At 67.4% G+C, this 1,593-nt stretch carries 1 protein-coding gene; it reads left to right on the top strand.

What is annotated here, in order from left to right; all coding sequences use genetic code 11:
• Positions 1 to 92: 92 nt before the first annotated feature.
• On the top strand, positions 93 to 1,532 hold the full coding sequence (locus AWC14_RS15300) for an ISNCY family transposase (protein ID WP_085241347.1): 1,440 nt from the start codon (positions 93 to 95) through the stop codon (positions 1,530 to 1,532).
• Positions 1,533 to 1,593 lie beyond the last annotated feature (61 nt).

Below are 1,593 nucleotides of genomic sequence, written 5' to 3'. Positions count from 1 at the left end.
CCTGAAAAAGTCGGCGCGTTGATCTGCGATGTGAGGGTGCTGAACAGGGAAGATGGCCTCAAGCCCTTGTGCGAGAAGGGATTGAGGCCATCGTGTTTCGTACTGTAGGCGATCAGGTGTCGCTCTGGGAGGCGGTACTGCCTCCGGAATTGTTGAGGTTGCCCGATGAGTTGGCGCGGGTGGATGCGCTGCTTGATGATCCGGTGTTTTTCGCCCCGTTTGTGCCGTTCTTTGATCCGCGGATCGGGCGTCCGTCCACGCCGATGGAGACCTATCTGCGGTTGATGTTTTTGAAGTTTCGCTACCGGTTGGGGTATGAGTCGCTGTGTCGGGAGGTCAGTGATTCGATTACTTGGCGGCGGTTTTGCCGGATTGGGCTGGATGGGTCGGTGCCGCATCCGACGACGTTGATGAAGCTGACCACCCGGTGCGGGCCGGCTGCGGTGGACGGATTGAACGAGGCGCTGCTGGCCAAGGCCGCCGAGGCGAAGCTGTTGCGCACCAATCGGGTTCGCGCGGATACGACGGTGGTGCAGGCGAACGTGGCCTATCCCACCGACTCGGGGTTGCTGGCCAAGGCGGTGCGGCGGATCGCGGCGACGTCTCAGCGGATCCAGGCCGCTGGCGGCGCGGTGCGCACCCGGGTCCGCGACCGGTCGCGCGCGGCGGGCAAGCGCGCCCATGCGGTCGCGTCGAAACTGCGCTCGCGTGCCGCAATGGGCCGCGAGGAGGCCACGGCCGCGGTGCTCAAAAGCACCGGTGAGCTGGCTGGTTTGGCTGAGACCGCGGCACGCGATGCTCAGCGGCTGCTGGTCAACGCCAAGCGGGCGGTGCGCCGGGCGAAGGCCACGGCCGCCGAGCTTGCCGCTCGCGGTGTGCATGATGCGGCCGCTGGCCGGCGCCGTGGCCGGCTCGTGCGTGCGGTCAATGACCTGGCCAAGCTGGTGGCCGCGACCCGCCAGATTGCCGCGCAGACCCGGCAACGGGTGTGCGGGCAGATCCCCGACGGCGCCACTCGGCGGGTCAGCCTGCACGACGGCGATGCGCGCCCGATCGCCAAGGGCCGTTTGGGTAAGCCGGTCGAGTTCGGCCACAAGGCCCAGGTCACCGACAACGACGACGGGATCGTGCTCGACCACACCGTCGAGGTGGGCAACCCGCCCGACGCCCCGCAACTGGCGCCGGCGGTCGGGCGGATCACCAAGCGAACCGGGCGCGCCCCAGGCACCGTCACCGCCGACCGCGGCTACGGTGAGAAACGCGTCGAGGACGACCTGCACGACCTGGGGGTGCGCACGGTCGTGATACCCCGCAAAGGCAAACCAGGCCAGGCCCGGCAAGTCGAGGAACACCGTCCAGCCTTCCGACGAACAATTAAGTGGCGCACCGGATGTGAAGGCCGCCTCAGCGCCCTCAAGCGTGGCTACGGCTGGGATCGCACCCGCATCGACGGCACCGAAGGAACCCGAATCTGGATCGGGCACGGCGTCTTGGCCCACAACCTCGTCAGGATCGGTGCCCCCGCCGCGTGATCGACAGCACCGCAGCCACATTCATGCGCAAAACTGGATACGACCCAGCCAGCCACTTAGC

The organism is Mycobacterium kyorinense, assembly GCF_002101735.1.
Taxonomy (GTDB): domain Bacteria; phylum Actinomycetota; class Actinomycetes; order Mycobacteriales; family Mycobacteriaceae; genus Mycobacterium; species Mycobacterium kyorinense.
Note: the sequence above shows the minus strand (reverse complement) of the source record. Positions and strands in the feature narration are given on the sequence as shown.